Origin of the sequence: Micromonospora rosaria (assembly GCF_001567585.1) — a bacterium.
Lineage (GTDB): Bacteria > Actinomycetota > Actinomycetes > Mycobacteriales > Micromonosporaceae > Micromonospora > Micromonospora rosaria.
On record NZ_LRQV01000091.1, the window covers coordinates 1 to 16931 of the forward strand.

The window sequence follows — 16931 nt, forward strand, 5'->3', positions numbered from 1 at the left end:
CACGCCGAACGGTCACACCATTTCAGGCGCCACCACCGACTTCGACACACGCCCTAGTCCCGGCGGCGCCGACCAGGGGAGACAGCAGGGAAGGCTGCGGTGCCGTCACCTCGACGGGCTGTCCTGTCAGGTCGGTGACCACGGCCGGGCCGTACAGCCGGGTGCTCACCCTGACGCCGCCTCCGCCCGGGCGGGCAACCGTCGTCCGCGGCTTGCCGTGCAGCTCACCGACGGACGCGTTGCGGACAAACACGACGAAGGCGCTTCCGGGCATCGTGCTTGCGGCTGGCCCTGGGGGCTCGGAGATAATCGGGTGCGCTAGCGTTGCGCGCTGCGTCGGTCACACGTCGAACGCGTCCGGAGCCGGGTACGGCGCACACTGCCGGGAGGAAGGAGGCACGGGCCGTTGGTCGGTGACCGTACGGTGCAGCCCACGGCAGGCGTCCCGTCCTCGTCGAGGCCGGGACCGATGCCCCCACCGAGTGCCCCTCTGGTGTTGCTCATCGAGGATGACCTTGGTGACGCGCTGCTCGCCCAGGAGCATCTCGCCGACAGTGCGGTGGCGACCCGTTTCGTGCAGGCCAGCAGCCTGGTCGAGGCATCGGCGCTGCCCGCCACGCCCGACTGCGTTCTGTTGGACCTGGACCTGCCGGACAGCCAGGGTCTGGAGGCGCTGCGCCGGGCGCTCGACCGGTGGCCGGAGGCCGCGGTGGTGGTGCTGACCGGGCTGGACGACGCGGCCACGGGTACGGCGGCTGTCGCCGCAGGCGCCCAGGACTACCTGGTCAAGGGGCAGGTCGACGGGGCGGTCATCGGTCGGACGGTCGAGTTCGCGATCCAGCGCCAACGCGCCCACACCGCCGAGCGTCAACTGCGGGAGAGCCGACTGCAGGCGCGGGAGAACGATCGCCTGCAGCGGGGACTCCTGCCGAAGCCCCTGACCACGGATCCTTCGCTCACCGTGATCAGTCGGTACGTGCCGGGGCAGCAGCGCTCGCTGCTCGGCGGGGACTTCTTCGACGTGGTGCAGGAGGAGGACGGCACCCTCCACGCGGTCATCGGTGACGTGTGCGGCAACGGTCCGGACGAGGCCGCGATCGGCGTCGGCCTCCGCGTCGGATGGCGAACCCTGACCCTGGCCGGCCTGAGCAAGGCGCACCGGATGCGACTGCTCGAACAGGTGCTGGTCGCGGAGAGGCCACACGACGCGATGTTCGCCACCGCCTGCACGGTGCGCATCGCCCCGGACCGGTCGCACGCGATCGTCGCCAGCGCCGGCCACCCCCCACCGCTGGTGATCACCCCCAACGGCGCCTACTCCGCGCCCGTCCGCCACCACCTCGGGCTGGGGATGTTTCCTGGACTCGGCCGCTGGCAGGAGTCCCGCGTCGAGTTGCCGACCGGCGCGGGTCTGCTGCTGTACACCGACGGCGTCTACGAAGGCTACGGCGACGACGGCACCCGTCTGGGCGAACAACGCTTCGTCGAGCTGGCCTCCCGCCTGACCACGGTCACCGACCCTGCCGACTACCTCAACGCTCTGCTCGCCGAGGTCCAGCGCGGTGACAACGGCCGCCACAGCGACGACACCGCCCTGCTCTACCTGACCTGGTCAGCGCCGCCGGCAGAAAACCGCCCCTGATGACTTCACCCCTTAAAACGTCGCACTTCACCCGAAATCCAGCCCATCACGGCTGCTTATCCCTGCCATGGCGGGAAACAGGACTGAGAGACAGACGCGGTTTCGACCCGGGAGGGGGCATCTCGTGACACGACGACACCACCCCGTCACCTCGCTGCTGTCCACGGGCTTCACGGCAGCGGATGTCAGCACCCTGCGACACCGCGTCCGTGCCCTCGCCCTCGCCGCCGGCCTCACCGGCGACGATCTGCACGACTTCCTCATCGCGGTCAACGAGCTGATCATCAACGCCGTTCAACACGGCGGCGGACACGGCGAACTTGACCTGTCACACGACAGCACCACGCTGACCTGCCACATCACCGACCAGGGCAAGCCCGCCTCGCTGCCGGAGATCACCCCGGCCCACCCCGACGCCACCCGCGGTCGCGGGCTCTGGATCGCCGACCAACTGGCCCAGCTCCACCTCCGACACGACACCGACGGCTTCACCGCCTCGATCACCGTTGACCTCCCCACCGCGCCCCGCCCCGGAAGGGCCGGCGACCGCCCCCGCGGCTGACACCATCGGTGGTGCGCTCTGGTCGTGACGAGCACGCCCCACCGACGCACGCGCCCGGCCTGACCGGTGGCCCCTGGTGGCCGAGGACCCTCGTGACCGACAGCCGACGGTGGCTGTCCGCACCGCCGGCTGTCGTCTCACCACCCTCACGGTGGCACGACGCTACTGGGAGAAGCCGCGCCCCCGGGCCTTCTCGGTCGGCTTGTAGTCGGGCAGTTCCTTCGGCGTCGAACCCCCGGTGATCTCGTTGCTGTCGCGGATGAACCTGGTCTTGTCGGCGTTGCCGGTCAGCTGGGTCAACGCCGTCTGGATGTGCCCGACCTTCTCGTCCACGTCGACCGCGCTGCTCGTGTCCTTCTGGGCCGGGATCGCGACCGTTACCGGGGTAGCGTGCGCGGCGGCGACCGCCCTGACGATCGCCTCGCCGTCGGTGGCGGTGTTGACCTCGGCGGCGGTGACCCGCACCCGCACCGAGTTGGTCGCCGACACGTACTCCCGCTCGACCGTCAGGCGGCCCAGCACGTCGGTCGCCGGGATGCCCAGCGACGCCACCTCCCGGGAGTACGCCAGGTGCGGGGCGCAGTAGCGCTGCACCTTGTAGGTTTCCAGCCAGTGCTGCATCCGGACCACGTAGATGCTGGTGGGCTTGGCGAAGGAGACGGCCAGGGCCTTCGGGTCGAACGGGAACAGGCTGGCGATCGGAAGGTCGAGGGTGGCGCAGACCGCCGTCTCCACGTCGAGGTCGACGTTGCCGACCCGCAGCGCCACCGACCGCCGCTCCAACTCGTCGGTGACCCGGCCGATCTCGGCGCCGACCTCCGTCGCCGACCTGCCCTTCATCGCCCCGGTGATGCTTGCGGCGATGTGAGCGCGCGCGTCGTCGAGGCGCTTCTTCGTGGTCGTTCCGTCGGTGTACTCGGTGTCGAGCCAGTCGACCACGAACCGCTTACGCTGGAAACCGGTCGCGTAGATGCCGGCAGAGGGGCGCGTGTCGCTGCGGAAGGCGATCGGGAACGATCCGCCGGACCCCAGCCGGAAGTGCCGGAACAGCGAGTCACCGACGATCAGGACATCGGGCACCTCCCCGGTACCGGTGCTCGATCCGGTCAGTGCGTGCCCAGGCAGGCGATAGGAATCCATGGCAGGGGACGCTAACCGGCCGCCCACCCGCTGCCCACCGTCGAGTCGCCTTCCCTACACGCCGATTCGAGCCGGACGGGTGCCGAGTGGGTTCCCTCTGGACTACCGGGCGTCGCGCCGACGCCGCGCGCGCTCGAACTCGGCGACGTCCGACATCCAGGGGCCGTGCTGGTCGAGGGCGGCGCAGCCGCCGCGGACGAAGGCGCTCACCAGGTTCCGGTACCCGCCGATCCCGTCGACCAGGCTGTACTCGACCTGGTATTGCGGATCCGACCCGGCTTCCCCGTGTCGCACCGTCGTGATCCGGGCGGCAGAGTCCGCGTAGAAGTGCAGCTGGATCCCCTCACCCATCTCCTCGTCCTCGATGGTGAACACTTCGTTGTCCGCGGCAGAGCGGTCGGCGACGAACTCCCAGAACTCGGCGGAGGCGGTGCGGGGACCGTCCCGTAGCCACTTCTTCTCGCCGCCCTTGTCATCGGTGAACGTCAGGGCCGTCTTTCTCGCACTCGCACCGAGGTCGGCGTGGTCGTCGGCAGCCTCCTCGTCGTCTTCCACCGGTGTGCTCCTGGCGCGGTCCGCAGCCTCCGAGCACATCAGAAAGCCCACCGTACGCACCGCGTCGTCGACGAGTTCGGGGTGTGCGCGGCGCACGGCCGCCTCGACCGTCGCCGCCATCCGATCCCAGTCGCGTTTGTCCGTGGCCCGGTTTCCCCGCCGTGGATCGAGGCCGATCCGCATCCCGGCGCAGGCCTGCTCCGCGGTGGCGATCACCCGCATGACCTGGGGCAGCAGCGCGGGGTCGACGGCATCGGGCAGCCGCCTCGGAATCGTCGCGCCATGCAGGTACTGGCCCGTGTACCTCAGAATCTCGGCGTCGAGCGGCCCGAGGACCGCTCCGCGCTCGGCGCGACGGCGGTTCGCGTGATACTCCTGAGCGCGTTCCTCGTTCGCCCCCGCCGTCGCCGCGCCCATCGCCTCGCAGACCTGACCGCGCTCCAGGAGGTCGATGTCGGCACCATGGGCGACCAGCCTGCTCCTGTCCCACCGGATGTGCCGAAAGAGCGCGTCGACGTCCGCAGGCGAGGAGAGCAGGACCGGGTCCAGGAGCGCGACCGCCGCGTTCTCGTCGAGCCGGCCCCGGGTTCCGGCGGCGTCGCACAGCGGAAGGACCGCACTCCACAGCAGGAGGTGTCTGGCCAGGTCCTCCCGGATCACCGCGAGATGGGCTTCCCCGATCGGGAACGTGAACGTGCGAGGCTCGTGGTTGGCGTCGGCCCCGGCGGCGAGCATCAGCTTCGGCGCGCCGTCCTCGCGGATCACCTTCGGAATCCAGCCGCTGCCGCTCCGCGTGAAGACGATGTCTCTCATAGTTCAGGCTCTCCCGCCACGGCACCGGCTGGGCGTGGTCGTTTCCGGGTCCACGGCGAGGGTACGGCGATGGTGCGGCCCACCCTGCACCGTCTGGTCACGACCACCGTGCGCATTCGGCGGCGAGGCGCGGGTCGCTGCGCACCCAGACTTCGCCCCCGGCGGCCTCGGCCGGAGCGTCGACCCGTTCGAGACCGAGGAATTCGATCAACTGGAGCAGTTCGGCTCGTTCGGCCCGGTCATCGTCGACATCATGCGAGTCGAAGAAGACGTAGTACTGGTCGCTCGGGTCCACGATGCCGGAGTCCGCCCAGATCCGGGCGACCTCTTCGATCGCCGCTGCCTCCGTCGTGATCGTGGCGGCACGGGCGGCGCCACGGGTCTCCGGTGACGCGTCGAGGTCGGAGAGATCGCAGAGCCACTGGCCGAAGCGGTCGAGGCCGGCATATCCGTTCTCGAAGAACAGCATCGCGCTCGGCAGGTAGCGGTTGGGCCTGTCGACCCGGAGGTGTTCCGACCGGGGTTGGTCGGCGTCCTTGATCCGGGAGATCACCCCCAGACGAGGCATGAGCACCAGACTCTGCCCCGCCGGCTCATCCCTGATGGTGTACGTGTCAGACTCTCGATCCCGGAAGAACGCCGAGAACGCCAGGTAGGCCTCCTGCGGGTCACCCACCGAGACCTGTTGATCGTTGCCATCACCGACGGTGAAGACGAACTGCTTCGGTCCAGGCTTGTAGAGGCGGGCCATGCGCGTCCTTCGTTCACGTGTGACAGCTCCACCAGCTTAGTGGATCATTGCGGACGTGCCCGCGGCCCTGGTCACCGGCGCGCTGTGCGCGCTGGCCCGGCGCGAGCGACCAGCCGCCCACAAGCCCTGAACCGGACCGGCCCCGAAGCGGACTCGCGCACCGCAACCAGCGACCAGCGCCACCGACACCCCACGTGTGCGCTCGACGCGGCCTCGGGCCGGTCCGGACGACGCCCAGGCCTCGGAGCTACGACGGGAGACCGCGGATGTCAGCGCGCGGGGCGCGCCCTCGCCCGCTGCTCTCCCGCAGCGTGCGCAGGAGGCAGAATCAGGAGAGCATCATCAGGGTCCGGCTCGACACCCCTATCTCCACAGACGTTGCTCGTTGTGCTGCTCCTTGCGGAGCAGGGCATCGTTGAGGTCGATGCCGTACCGGTTGGCGACGGCACAGAGGAAGATCAGAACGTCAGCCAGCTCCTCGTCGACGGTGCCTACGACGGAGGTCGTGCCGATGGGAAGCTGTTGACGCTTGCGGACTGCCTTGAACAGCTCGCCGACCTCTTCTCCGAGCATGAGGCATTGATCCATCACGGTGCGGTCGGTGAAACCGCGCTGCTTCTCCATGTCGTCGACATAACGCTGAATGTCGGGCAGCGTGGCGGGACGGGATAGCGGATGCATCGGCCAGCCTCAGGAGGACGGTCAGGGCGTCGGCGACGCTACCAGCCGTGCGGGTTGCTGGTGCGCAGGCGGATGGTGTGTCGTCCGGGTGCCGTCGTCGTAGCGCTGGCGCAGTGCTGCGGTGACGCGTTGGGCGGCGCGGCGGACACCCGGGCGATCCGCTGCAGCCACGTGACCCCGGAAAAGGGTGTAGGTCACCGCACGGGTACGCGTGTCCCAACCCCAGGTGCCGGCGACCCGGCCGGCAAGGACGATCGTGGGTAGTGCCTCGCCAATCTGATTGAAGGCGAGTCGCTGGTCGAGATTGCCGAGGTACCGGGTACGTGTCTCTGCGTAGGCCTTGAGAGCGACATCCTCATGGGCGAGCAGAACCGGCTCCGCCGCTGGCCGATGGGCGACGCTGGCCTGGTCGAACTCCATGAGGCGACGATGGAACATGTACAGCGGTGCTGGGGACCACGGGGTGTGCACCGCGACGAGTGGTTGTCCGATCCGGTCGAGAGCGGCGAGGATGCCTGCGCGCGACAGCCCGGACCACCAGGTGACATCGCGCAGCGAGGCTGGGCCGTAGCGATCGAAGTAGGCGGCGACGAGGCGGTCGGTGGCCACCGTGCGGTCGAGGTTCATATCGAGGTGAGGGTGGGTGGTGGCGGTAAGCGCAAAGGTGCGACGCTCACGATTCCAACCGGGGCTGCGGTTGCGATACGTGAGCAGACCCTGCTCCCAGGCGAGTTTGAGAGCCAGACGGATGGCGGCGACAGTGGTCGAGCCGCTGGCCAGACGCTCTTCGATGCTTCGGTGCGGCAGGTGATCCTGGTCGGTGAGCAGCGCCCGTATCGCCGTGGTGGTGCGCTCGATGAGTCGAACGGACAGGCCGGCGTTGAAGATCTGCCGCCGCGCGTCGCGTTCTCGGTAGTGCAGGGTGGCGGCGTGGGCAGCCGCCGCCAGCCCAAGCGGCAGGGTGTGCAAGGTCTTGCGCATGCACCTGACCGTGGTGACAGCTTCGTGCGTGGCCGGGTGCCACAGATGCAGGGCAACTTCAGGCGTAGCAGCACGGGCCAGCAGTGTGGCGAACGGGGATGCCAGTCGGGCAGCATGCAGGCCCAGGGCGGCGTCAGCGATGTCCGGCACGCTGACGTGACCGACCGTGGATCCCACGCCTTGGCGGACGAGCAGCCACTGCCAGAGTCGATTCGCGTTCTGCGAGTCGAGGCGATGAACGGCAGCGACGTGTGGTGGTGCCTCGGGCACCCGGGAAAGCTAACATATGCCCGGCCTGCCCGGCCGCTAGGCTTGCCGGCCCCAGTGCTGCTCGATGAAGCCTCGCAGCAGTTCGTACGATCGCTGCGTCTCCTCCCACTGCGCAGTGCTGCCCCACCAATGGTGATCGTTGTGGTGAATGTGGAACTTCGCCCACTCGCCGTCCCAGTCGGGTTGCAGGTGAGTGCCGCGTACGCCGAATGAGGCGGCCTGGTCGTACACCTGGGTGCCTGGCAGCGGCACGAAGCGGAACAGCGACACTCGCGACAACGCCGGACGCAACTCCGCCAACAAGGACACTGTCTCCTGGGTGGTGGCCAGGTTCTCACCGGGATAACCGTGGATGACGAAGACCTTGGCCGCGATGCCCGCCTCGACAGTGGCCCGGACTGCTCGGCGGATCTGCTCCCGGGTGGTGTTTTTTCGCATCGCCTTGAGGAGGGTCTCGCTGCCGGATTCCATGCCGTATTTGATCTCGATGCATCCGGCAGCGGCCATCGTGGTCAGCAGTGGCGCGTCGACGGTGTCGACCCGGGACAGCGCGGACCAGCGCAGGCCCAGGTCGGCGATGGAGTTGCAGATGTCGGCCACCTTGCGCTTGTTGACGATGAAGTTGTCATCGACGATCGAGAAGCCCTGAATCCCGTAGGTCTCCATCAGGTGGGTCAGCTCGCGCCGGGCGCTGGCACCGCTGCGGTACTGGATTCGGGTCTGTCCCGCGGCACAGAACGAGCACGGGAAAGGGCATCCCCGGCTGAACATGACGTGCGCCATCCGCAGGGCGGTGCCAGCCAACCGATCGGTGAGAATCAGATCATCTGTCGGCAGCAGGGCCCGCGCTGGCAGTGGCAGCTGGTCGATGTCACGCAGCAGGGGCCGGACGGGCTCGCGGCGCAGATGGTCGCCATCGCGCCACAGCACGCCCGCCACTCCGTCGAAGCACCTGTCGGCGGCGTGGGAGAGTATCTCCAGGATGCTCTCCTCCGACTCGCCGATGGCAGCAACGTCGGCACCGAAGTCGGTGAGGCTCATCTCCGGATAGAAATTGCAGTGAACGCCGCCAACCATGACCAGCGCGTCGTTTCGAATACGCGCATGGCGGCGGGCTGCCAGCATCATCCCGTACGTCGCGGACGAGGCGAGTGAGAACCCGACCGCATCACAGTCGGACAGGTCCGGAGCGTAGTCCTGCGCTGTGATCTTGACGATTCGTACCCGGTGTCCCGCCTCCTGCAGGACAGCGGCCAGGTACAGCACGCCGAACGGCGGGAACTCCTTGCGCCGCTCCCGGAAACGCGCCATGTCGTACACCTCAGGATAGAGCAGGCAGACCTTCACGGCCCACACTCCTCGTACTCCAGGATGTGGGCTACCGCCGTCGCGGCCACCGTCGTTGCCGCAGCACTGCCCACCTCGTGCACGACGGCAGAGCAACCGCCCCGACGTAGTTCCTCGACGACCCCCCCGTACGCGGCGCGTTCGCGCTCATTGACCTGCGGGTCGGCGCTGTGAAAGCGGCTGTGAAATCCGCGGGCCGCGATCCGCGCGGCACACATCTCTGGATCGCCGCGCAGGATGATCGTCAGACCGGCTGGTGGTAGGCGCTGGTAGATCGTGCGCACCAGACCCGGCGCCACACCGTCGAACGGATCCAACACCAGCGCCGACGCCAGGTACCGGTCACATACGACGATGGCGCCATCGGCGACAGCAGGACGGATGACAGTGCGTTCGTGGTGGTAACGATCAGCCGCCACCAGCAGGGCCAGTTCCAACCCGCGTAACCCGAACGTTTCCGCTCGGGCGAAAGTGCCGATCTTGGACGGCGAGGGAGTTCGGGTGAGCAGGACCTGCCGGCCGAGTCGCTGCAGCTCTTCGTACACGAGCCGAGCGGCGGTGCTCTTGCCGACCCCACTCTGGCCCTCGATGGCGACGAGGAACCCCGATCGAACGCTCATCAACCAAGGGTCACCCCGCAAACACGAATTGAAAAGGCATCTCATGACTCCGCGGTGTCTACCAACTGACACTTCGCGAAAGGCCACGCTCGATGCGTGGGCCACAACGGGGCAGACTGAGAGGAAATCTGATCCACGCATTTTGCGTCTATTATGGCTTTCGGGGAGTCTCGCCAGATTGGAGTGATTTCGGCGGTGAGGCGTTTGCCGAGGTTGTCGATCATGGCGAGGATGATCATGCGGGCGGAGCTGTCGGGTCGAGGTTGTTGTCAGCAGTGGGGCTCGGGGGTGGTCGGCCATGCCGGCACCCGTTCCGCTCACTGGCCTGGCCGACAAGACCGGCTTGACCAGGGTTTTGGGTTAAGGCGTTGGGGTTGGATCGGGTGCACCGGGACGGACGATGGGTGCCATAGACAGTCGGTGATGCACCGCGCACAAACGTTCACTGCACGTAAACCCGTCGAGGGGGATCTATAAAAAGCATGCGGGCAGCGAGCTTCGCTATCGCCCTGGCCGTCGCCTTGCTGTCGACCGGAGCGAGCGCAGTAGCCTCTCCGCCGGCATCGGATTCGTCGCCGGCCGCGGCTCAACCAGGGCTGGCGCCCGCCGGGGCGGGAGGTACGCACCTCGACGAGAAGGGCAACGTCCTGTCAATACCGGGGGGACGCCGACCGAGTACAGGCAGTGTCCTGCTCATTGGCTGCAAACCGGGCAACGGCTGACAATCCACACTACACGGCGCCTGATGTCTCGGGTCATAAAATCTACGTCAAAAGTACGTGCACCAACAACACGGCTAACGTTTACAACTGCTTGTCCGAGCGGTACACCGACAACACCTGGCGTCCGAAGACGTGTTCGAGCACGGTGACGGTGACGGCCGGCGGCGGGACTGGGAACAGGTCAACAACCGGCACGCCTGTCACTCGACCAGCCAGCTCATCTCCTGGCGCCATCACGAGGACGTCGACGTCATCGGCGAGGTCGACGACGGCAACAATCCCTACAGGCAGGCCGACTTCTACTGCTTGGTGAACTAGGAATATCATTCCGACGATGACACTGCAGCCCACTGACGATCTCTCTGCTGCGGCGTGGCTTTATGCGACCAATGTCGACCCGACGCGGATGATCACATTCGGGCCGGCCTCGTTCCCCTCGTACGCACGTCTTCGATACCTGCCCGATCCGGTCCGTCCGGATATGCGCGAGTCGGACGTACGGCTGCCATCTCGCCGAACCACCGAGATCGACATGACCCGAACAGCGCTGGAGGCCCTCGCTGACTACAGTTCCTCCACGCGTGACTGCTATGTGTGCGGGTGGGAGGGCGGCGCGACATTCCGGAATCCTGCTTTGACTGGCGGACCCATGGTGGACCTTCGGCACCGGCAATACGTCCTGTTCACCGGCACCCTCGGCGACTTGAGGGGGTGGAGCGACCTGTTCGACTCCGAGGTCCACTCAGCGCCGGCATTCGTCTGGCCGGCGGATCATGCTTGGTGTTTCGCCAGCGACGTCGACCCTCATTGGGCCGGCATCGGAGCCGACCGTGGGGTTGTCGACCGCCTCGTCGCCGACAGGAGCCTCGACGTCGTGCGTGCGGATCCGGAAGAGCCGCAGCCGACGTATTACTGACCGGCCAGACGGCCACCGACAGGCCGGCAGTCCATCGACCCAACGCCTCGTACGGCCGTTTCATGGGTGCCGTTCGAGTCGCCGGAGCCAGACGTCGATCATGCTGATGGTGGCGCGGCACAGATCGAACAAGGCGCTCAGCCTCGATCCACCGATGAGGGTCGGCTCTACGGAAGCCCGGAGATAGAGGGTGCCCTCTGAGCTGAAAGGATAGGAGTTGGGACGCTTCCATCTTCCGGCTCGGGAGGGCACTTCGCAGGTGAAATTGCGCCATGAGCGCCGGTGACGGCCGTGACGTTCGATGATCCAAATCTGGGTGTCGTGTGCCGGGCCATGAACAAGAGAGAGTGCGGCCCTTTCCGTGGGACACGACGACTGGCGTCGCCGGCCAATCAGCCGGCCGGCGGCCGTGGTCGGCGGTCGTCGGTGTGCCGGTCGCGTCTGGTCGCGGGCCCGGCGAGAGCGGCGCGATCGCCCGACCGCCGCGAATGCGGCTACATCGGGCTGCCGGCACTACACCACGGGCAGGTCGTCGGGGCGTCGCCCTACGTCGCGGCAACGTCGTAACCGCATCGAGGGCGTACACGCCCGCGCGGAACAAGCCCGCTCCCTGGTCCAGGACTACGGTGCCTACTGTCGGCGTACGGGTTCTGCTAGAGAGTCAGGTACGCGCTGACGTACACGATCCGCATGCCCCGCGCAACAGCGGGCCGCTGACCATCGGCCCGACAGTCTCCGTGTCAACGCCTACGCTCAGTTGTCGGCGCACAGTCGGTCGACGCCCGGATGGCGGCTAGATCCGTACACACCTGACGTTGTCCTTCAGTAATTGATCTTGATGATCAGGCGGCGCCACGCTCGCTGACCGGCCGGCGTCGCAGGTTCGGGTTCAGCAGGGCCGAGGGCAGATAGGCCTGGTCGAGCCGGGTGACATCGGTGCCGGGCGCGACGATCTCGTCGATCCGGTCGAGGATCTCGTCGGTGAGCGTGACGTCGACGCCCGCGAGCAGGTTGTCGAGGTGCTCCATCGTGCGCGGGCCCAGGATTGCGCTGGTCACGCCGGGGTGTGCGATGGCGAATGCCATGGCGAGGTGGGTCAACGGCATGCCCGCCTCGTCGGCGAGCGGGATGAGTTGTTCGACGACGTCGATCCGGCGCTCGTCGGTGAGGTGCCTGGAGAAGCGGGCACGGCGCAGGTCGTTCTGCTCGCCCTTGCGGACCCGGCCGGTGAGCATTCCCTGCCCGAGCGGGCCCCACACCAGCGTGCCCATCCCGTAGCGCTGCGCGGCCGGCAGCACCTCGCTCTCGATGCTGCGGTTGAGGATCGAGTAGGGCGGCTGCTCGGTGTGGAAACGTTCCAGCCCGCGCCGCTCGGCGACCCACTGGGCCTCGATGATGTCGGATGCGGGCATCGTGGATGACCCGATCGCCCGGACCTTGCCACTGCGGATCAGGTCGGAGAGCGCGGAGAGCGTCTCCTCGATGTCGGTGCCGGGGTCCGGGCGCTGGATCTGGTAGAGGTCGATGTGGTCGGTCTGCAGGCGGCGCAGCGAGCCCTCGACCGCGGTCATGATCCAGCGGCGGGAGGCGCCTCGCTGGTTGGGGTCGGTAGCCGCGGCCGTGGCCGGCGTCCGGGGCAGCGCGTTCAGCCTGGGAAGACCCACCTTGGTCGCGAGGATGACGTTGTCCCGGCGCCCCTTGAGGGCCCTGCCCACGATCTCCTCCGAGTCGCCGTAGGCATCGGCGGTGTCGACAAAGTTGATCCCCGCGTCCAGCGCCTTGTGAATGACCTTGATCGAGTCGTCAGGATCGGGGCTCCCGATCACCGTGGCGAACATCAGGGTGCCGAGCGCGTACGGGCTGACCTTGATCCCTGTCCGGCCCAGGGTGCGGTACTGCATGAGCGTCTCCCTGCGGTATCGTGGTTATACGGAAACCCTTTCCGGAACTATACGGAAAGCTTTTCCGGAACAGCAAGGGAGGCAGCCGTGTCCGACAACACACCAGATTCCAGTGTTCGCGAACGCGCCCCGCGCCGGATGCGCACCGACGCACGCCGCAACATCGAGTCCCTGCTCGAAGCAGCGAAGACGGTCTTCAGCACCGCCGGCGTCGACGCCCCCGCCAAAGAGATCACCGACCTGGCCGGCGTCGGCGTCGGCACGCTCTACCGGCACTTTCCGCAGCGCTCGGACCTGATCAAGGCCGTCATCGAGCGCGAGATCGACGCCTGCGCCGACGCGGCCCCGGCGCTGGCCGCCGCGCACGAGCCGGGGGTCGCCCTCGCGAAGTGGCTCGACCGGTTCACCGCGTTCGTCGCGACCAAACGCGGATTCGCCGCGGCCCTGCACTCCGGCGATCCGGCCTACGACGGCCTGCCCGGATATCTCATGCAGAAGCTAGGACCGGCCCTCGAGTCCTTGCTCGAAGCCGCGACAGCCAGCCGCGAGGTCCAGGCCCAGATCAGTGCCCAGGACCTGCTGTACGCCGTCGCGAAACTGTGTGCGCCCATGCCGAACGAGGAACCCGACTACGGCCGGCGCATGGTCGCGCTCCTCGTCGAGGGACTACGGTCCGGCTCATCCCCACACTGACATGGTCACCCTCGGCCGGCGACGCGTGGAGCGCCGAGGCAGGCGCCGGCGTCTGCGAGACGACGCCCAACCGGTTCAAACGGTTGAATTCCCGCTCCCGCCGGTCAAGGCCCCTCGGTCGAGGGACCTTGTGCCTGCCACCAGCCTGACACCCGACGGTACTACGCTCAGTGAGGCAGCTCGCGCCAGGCCGGGTTGCCCCCGCGCCAAGCCCTCGCGAGGATGCTCGCCGAGCTACGGCTGAAGCACTCCAGCACCTCTGAACGGCCGCGCGCACCACCGATCTGCGCCTGCACCTCCCAGCGCCGACCATCGGTACGGATGTAGATGTCGCGACGTCCGCGTGTCGACGCCTCCCCGTTCCACCAATGCTCCTCGACGATCACCTGGCGACCGTACCAGCAGGAGCCCGGCCGGCCGAGAGCGTGGCCGCATACCGGCCGGCTCGGACGATGCTCCATCCGTACCTTCGGGCGCTCGCCCATCGTCGCCTGCTCCTGGCTTTTCGCCGCAACGCCCTCGACTCGGCAGCTCCGGAAGCCACCAGGAACAGCTCTCGTCACCCGACGTGAGATCGCCGTGCCGAGCGCGGATTCGGGCAGGATGGTGCCGGGAAACAGCTGCATGGCCGGCAGCCTAGTGCTTTGACCACAAATGTTCGCGTTATCGACGTCTACGCGGGTGGTGGTCCCGGCATCGTTCCCGTTCGCTGCGGATACGGTGGTCAGGGCCGGACTCCACAGTGCGCCGAGCGGGTGGCCGCCGAAGCCGACGACGCTGTTCTCTTCGGGTACTCGGCGGCCCCTCTCGTGCGTACACCCCAACATCCGCAACCGAACGCGTGGCTGCGGAATCCGGCCATGTCGGTGGCCTGGGGCCAACGGCTGCTCCACCTGTACGTGACCGTGGCCAGCAGCCGCGACTTCGCCGACCCGTTCAGGTTCGCAGCTCTCTCCACGGGAGTCGCGCGGAGATTCTCTGCCTCCCGCGCCGTGCCCCTGTCGTAGTCGGGCTGGCCGTTCACAGCGGCCCGGACGGGGTGGCACGACACCTCCCACACGGGGCGCGCCCTCGGCAACTCTTTACCGACGATCAGCTACGTGCACTCGACGTCCCGGTGCTCGTGATTGCCGGAGAGAAGGACCGAATGCTTGACTCCGGTGCGACCGCACGTCGAGTCCGCGAATGTGTTCCGGATGCGAGTGTCACGTTGCTGCCCGGCACGGGTCATATCCCTACGGGATATGCCGATGCCGTTGGACAGTTCCTGAACAGCGAGGGCCATGCATGAAGATCACCCTTGCACAGCAAGGGCTCCTCGATTCCTCCCGCTGCTGATGTGTGGGCCGGAGGTCGAGCACCCGTCGCAAGCGCTCGGGGCAAGGCACTCGCGGCCTCCGCGGCGACAAGCTAGCTTGTCTTAATGTCAAGCAGGCTGTACGTTGGCGTGCATGAAGACGTTAGGGGTACGTGAGGCGGTCGCGGTGACAGCCGGGACGGTGATGTTCTTCGCCGGCGCCGTGCTGGCCGGCGTCTTGTATGCGCTCAACGCATTGCCGCAGTGGGCGGGCTGGTCGCTGGCAGTCACGGCGATCGCCGGGCTGACACTGCTCGTGGGAACCACGGTGAACGCGTTGCTGCGCGGGGACACCGAGGGCGTGGAGCGTCAGGACGCGGCGCGAGCGTCGATGGTGGCGGTACTGGTGGTCGTGGTGGCCGGGTTCGCGTACTCGCTCCTGGAAGCCTTTGCCGGGCTGCCGCGGATGACCGCCGCGGTTCCGTCTGCGGCAGCCGGCCTGGTGTGGGTGATCGCGTTCTCCTGGGGACACGTCGGCGGTCAGAAGAGGTGATGACCAACCGGCTGCCGGTACTGCGCGCGGAACGTCGGTGGAGCCAGGCTGAGTTGGCCAAGCGGATCAACGTGTCGCGTCAGACCGTGGTGTCACTCGAGAACGGCAGATACGAGCCGACTTTGAAGATCGCGATGCGCTTGGCGGCGGTATTCGGCGTGGCGATCGAGGACATCTTCACGCCCGACCCGGACGACCTCGCGCTCATCCGAGTTGAATGAGGCTATCAGCTATTTTCCACTCGTTCCCGACCTGCGGCCTCAGCGACCGGTGACCTCGTAGATCTCGTCCAGTCTCGTGCGGACGTGGCAAGCGATGTCGGCGGGATGAGCGGCCGTGGTTGCTCGCGGTTGAGTGATTCGTGCACGGCACTCCAGAACCGGTCCGGCCGGTCGGGGCAACGGACGAGGCGGGCCGGCCCTGCGGTCCGTTCAGTGACGTGGCGCGAGCGCGGCCGACGCCTGCCGGCCGGCCTGATCATCACCGTTGCGTCGGCACCTGTCTCGGTGATCGCCTGCCGCACGGCGGGACCACCCGGGCGGCCACCCCCGCCTGCCGCGCCTCGACAGGGAAACATCCCTCAGCTCACGATCGACGCTTTGGGTGTTTTGTCCGCTTATGGGGCTTACGCTGTCCAGGCAAGGACAGCGTCGCCGGTCCCCTCCATCTCCGCGGCGGCCCCAACCCGGCGGCGTCGGAGCCAGATCAGCTCCGCGCCACTGTCCCCAGCCAGGAAAGCCCACCGCGTTGCACCAAGGAGGACCACGTTGAGTCAACCGACAACAATGACACCGGGTGAACCGAGCAGCCGAACAGCGCGTCGCAAGCTCAAAGCCATCCTGGCCGGGGGGCTCGCCCTCGGCCTCGGAGCGACGATCACCCTCGCCGCCTGGAACGACTCGGAGTACGCGACAGCCACCTTCACCGCGGGTACGTTCAGCATCGAGGGCAGCACGGACGGCACCACCTACGCAGAGCACCCCACAGCCGGCTCGGCGGCCGCGTTGACCTTCAGCACCGGCTTCGACGACATCAGCCCCGGCGACGTGGTCGCGGCGCCCTTCGCCGTCCGACTGACCGCAGCCACCACCTACGACGCGACCGTCACGGTGGCCTCGGCCACCCCGGCCCCGCCCGCTTTCGTCGGCCTCACCTACGGCATCGCGACCGTCCCGACCTTCGCCGACTGCGACGCGACACCCACGACCCCGACCTGGATCGTGGCACAGGGCACCCCCCTCGACTCGGTCGCCGGCGCGACGCCGTTCAACCTCACTGAGGGCACCCCACCCACGACGCCCGGAGCCCCGGCCTTCCTGTGCTTCGTCGTCACGGCGGGGCCCTCTCTGGTGCAGGGCACGTCCGTCACGGAAACCTGGCAGCTCCTGGCGGAGTCCGTGTAGGTGGTGTCCGTGGTCAACCGTCGGGCACCAGCCGGATCACCACGGCTGCGCCGGACCCGTGCCGTACTCGCCGACGCCCTCGTC

Annotated in this window: 17 protein-coding genes; 8 read left to right on the forward strand and 9 right to left on the reverse strand. The window is 67.7% G+C overall.

Features of this window, described 5'->3' with window-relative positions:
* Nucleotides 1-493: 493 nt before the first annotated feature.
* Nucleotides 494-1642 carry a PP2C family protein-serine/threonine phosphatase gene (locus AWW66_RS21540; protein WP_211272047.1) on the forward strand — a complete coding sequence of 383 codons (1149 nt, stop codon included), beginning with the start codon at nucleotides 494-496 and terminating at the stop codon, nucleotides 1640-1642.
* Between the two features lie 124 nt (nucleotides 1643-1766).
* Nucleotides 1767-2204 (forward strand): ATP-binding protein, encoded by a 438-nt coding sequence (locus AWW66_RS21545; RefSeq protein ID WP_067369471.1) that lies wholly within the window; start codon nucleotides 1767-1769, stop codon nucleotides 2202-2204.
* Between the two features lie 162 nt (nucleotides 2205-2366).
* On the opposite strand, the gene AWW66_RS21550 is transcribed toward AWW66_RS21545, so the two are convergent.
* The 7 genes from AWW66_RS21550 to AWW66_RS21580 form a co-directional block, all read right to left on the reverse strand.
* Complete coding sequence (locus AWW66_RS21550; protein WP_157527677.1) at nucleotides 2367-3344, reverse strand: hypothetical protein; 978 nt, start codon at nucleotides 3342-3344, stop codon at nucleotides 2367-2369.
* A gap of 102 nt (nucleotides 3345-3446) precedes the next feature.
* Complete coding sequence (locus AWW66_RS21555; RefSeq protein WP_067369476.1) at nucleotides 3447-4712, reverse strand: DUF6357 family protein; 1266 nt, start codon at nucleotides 4710-4712, stop codon at nucleotides 3447-3449.
* A 97-nt stretch (nucleotides 4713-4809) separates the two neighbouring features.
* Complete coding sequence (locus AWW66_RS21560; RefSeq protein ID WP_067369478.1) at nucleotides 4810-5463, reverse strand: hypothetical protein; 654 nt, start codon at nucleotides 5461-5463, stop codon at nucleotides 4810-4812.
* Nucleotides 5464-5826: 363 nt separating this feature from the next.
* Nucleotides 5827-6144 (reverse strand): MazG nucleotide pyrophosphohydrolase domain-containing protein, encoded by a 318-nt coding sequence (locus tag AWW66_RS21565; protein WP_067369480.1) that lies wholly within the window; start codon nucleotides 6142-6144, stop codon nucleotides 5827-5829.
* A gap of 21 nt (nucleotides 6145-6165) precedes the next feature.
* Nucleotides 6166-7395, reverse strand: coding sequence for a DNA glycosylase AlkZ-like family protein (locus AWW66_RS21570; protein ID WP_083978724.1), 1230 nt, complete (start codon nucleotides 7393-7395; stop codon nucleotides 6166-6168).
* 36 nt (nucleotides 7396-7431) lie between these two features.
* Nucleotides 7432-8742 (reverse strand): B12-binding domain-containing radical SAM protein, encoded by a 1311-nt coding sequence (locus AWW66_RS21575; RefSeq protein ID WP_157527680.1) that lies wholly within the window; start codon nucleotides 8740-8742, stop codon nucleotides 7432-7434.
* Nucleotides 8739-9362 (reverse strand): dTMP kinase, encoded by a 624-nt coding sequence (locus AWW66_RS21580; RefSeq protein ID WP_067369487.1) that lies wholly within the window; start codon nucleotides 9360-9362, stop codon nucleotides 8739-8741. The genes AWW66_RS21575 and AWW66_RS21580 overlap by 4 nt, the downstream gene beginning before the upstream one ends.
* An 854-nt stretch (nucleotides 9363-10216) precedes the next feature.
* On the opposite strand from AWW66_RS21580, the gene AWW66_RS21585 reads away from it, so the two are divergent.
* A complete protein-coding gene (locus AWW66_RS21585) occupies nucleotides 10217-10402 on the forward strand; it encodes a hypothetical protein (protein WP_083978728.1) in 186 nt (61 codons plus the stop codon).
* A 16-nt stretch (nucleotides 10403-10418) separates the two neighbouring features.
* Nucleotides 10419-11000 carry a hypothetical protein gene (locus AWW66_RS34930; RefSeq protein ID WP_211272048.1) on the forward strand — a complete coding sequence of 194 codons (582 nt, stop codon included), beginning with the start codon at nucleotides 10419-10421 and terminating at the stop codon, nucleotides 10998-11000.
* Nucleotides 11001-11842: 842 nt separating this feature from the next.
* Here AWW66_RS34930 and AWW66_RS21595 read toward each other — a convergent pair.
* Nucleotides 11843-12901 (reverse strand): aldo/keto reductase, encoded by a 1059-nt coding sequence (locus AWW66_RS21595; protein ID WP_067369491.1) that lies wholly within the window; start codon nucleotides 12899-12901, stop codon nucleotides 11843-11845.
* A gap of 87 nt (nucleotides 12902-12988) precedes the next feature.
* Between AWW66_RS21595 and AWW66_RS21600 the strand changes: the two genes are divergently transcribed.
* Nucleotides 12989-13594, forward strand: a complete 606-nt coding sequence (locus AWW66_RS21600; protein ID WP_067369494.1) for a TetR/AcrR family transcriptional regulator — start codon at nucleotides 12989-12991, stop codon at nucleotides 13592-13594.
* 167 nt (nucleotides 13595-13761) lie between these two features.
* Here AWW66_RS21600 and AWW66_RS35545 read toward each other — a convergent pair whose 3' ends face one another.
* A complete protein-coding gene (locus AWW66_RS35545) occupies nucleotides 13762-14220 on the reverse strand; it encodes a hypothetical protein (RefSeq protein WP_245648410.1) in 459 nt (152 codons plus the stop codon).
* Nucleotides 14221-15045: 825 nt separating this feature from the next.
* Between AWW66_RS35545 and AWW66_RS21605 the strand changes: the two genes are divergently transcribed.
* The 3 genes from AWW66_RS21605 to AWW66_RS21615 all read left to right on the forward strand — a co-directional run bounded on the left by AWW66_RS21605 (nucleotide 15046) and on the right by AWW66_RS21615 (nucleotide 16847).
* Entirely contained in the window at nucleotides 15046-15444 is a 399-nt protein-coding gene (locus AWW66_RS21605; protein ID WP_067369497.1) for a hypothetical protein, read from the forward strand.
* Nucleotides 15444-15665, forward strand: coding sequence for a helix-turn-helix transcriptional regulator (locus AWW66_RS21610; RefSeq protein ID WP_067369524.1), 222 nt, complete (start codon nucleotides 15444-15446; stop codon nucleotides 15663-15665). Before AWW66_RS21605 ends, AWW66_RS21610 begins: the two co-directional genes overlap by 1 nt.
* Nucleotides 15666-16211: 546 nt before the next feature.
* Nucleotides 16212-16847, forward strand: coding sequence for a SipW-dependent-type signal peptide-containing protein (locus AWW66_RS21615; protein ID WP_211272049.1), 636 nt, complete (start codon nucleotides 16212-16214; stop codon nucleotides 16845-16847).
* Nucleotides 16848-16931: the final 84 nt, after the last annotated feature.